Here is a 1,349-nt window from a genome sequence, read left to right on the forward strand (position 1 = left end):
GAGGTGACGACGGATGYCCCGACACGACCGACGCGACGGATGCGCGATCGGCTTCGGCGAGCGCCTGCCGCACCTCGGGTTCGTCGGCGAGTGACGCCTCGCCCTCGGGTGCTGATTGGTCTGCGGTCACACTCAACCTTAGCGCGAGGCGTTTCGCACGCCCATGAACCACCCCGCATGCATGCACGAGGGGCCGGACCTCTCGGCCCGGCCCCTCGCGGCGTCATCCGCTCAGTCCGCTACTGCACGACGTTGAGCGCGTTGACGTTGCCCGCTCCGTAGAAGGAGTTGCGCGCGCCACCCGTGCACGTGGCCGGGAAGCCGGGCCGCGGCTCGTAGACGCCCACCGGGCAGGCCAGCGGGGTCGCCGTGCGCTCGAGGAACGAGGCGAGCTGCCCGGGGTTCATGCCCGGGTGGGCCGACAGGGCCAGCGCCGCGACGCCGGCCGCGTGCGGGCCCGCCATCGAGGTGCCCTGCTTGTATCCCCACCCGTTCCCGGTCACCGGGCTCCACGTGGTCGAGAGGATGCCGTCGGTGAGCGTCGACGAGGCACCGCCGGTGCGGAACCGGGTGTCACCGCCGGGAGCCGTCACGTCGACGACGCCCTGGCCGTACGACGAGTAGTAGCTCTTCTGCTCGGTCGGGCCGACCGCCGACACCGTCACCACGCCGGCCGCCTCGGCCGGCAGGTCGCGGCACGCACCGGTGACGGTGCGGTCCTCGATGGGGTAGCTGCCGTCGTTGGGGCTCGTGGAGTCGACGAACTTGTGCTGGAGGTCGACGTTGCTGTTGCCCGCCGAGGCCACCGTCAGGGTGCCCTGCGCCGAGGAATAGCGCAGTGCCCGCTGCACGGCCTGCCAGACCGGACGCTGGCGCGGGTCGTTCACGCAGTTGAACTCCCACGGGTCGATGAAGTAGCTGTTGTTCGTGATCGGCATGCCGTGGTCGGCCGCCCAGAGGTACGCGCAGACCGCGGCCTCGGGGTAGATGAAGCCGTCGTCGTTGACGACCTTGACGGAGGCGACCTTCACGCCCGGCGCGACGCCGGCGATTCCCACGCCGTTGATGGCGCCCGCGATGGTGCCTGCGACGTGGGTTCCGTGATCGGAGGTCGTCGGGCTCCACGCCGCGACGCTCGTGTCGACCACGCCGCCGATGCACGAGGCGCTCAGGTCGAACGCGATCTGCGACGCGAGGTCGGGGTGCGTCGGCGAAATGCCGGAATCGAGCACGCCGACCACGATCGACGGGTCACCCGTCGTGATGGCGTGTGCGGCGGGCACGTCGATCTGCGCCATGTCCCACTGCGAGTTCCACAGCGGCTCCTGCGTGGGGTCGCCCGTCGCCGC

1 protein-coding gene is annotated in these 1,349 nt (G+C 71.0%); it reads right to left on the minus strand.

The genetic code is table 11. From position 1 onward, the window contains the following. Positions 1-239: 239 nt before the first annotated feature. Positions 240-1,349, minus strand: a 1,110-nt coding sequence (locus AC1DY2_RS19815) for a S8 family peptidase (RefSeq protein ID WP_476763968.1), incomplete at its 5' end; no start/stop codon positions are given.

The organism is Agromyces sp. P1_H4, assembly GCF_056405255.1.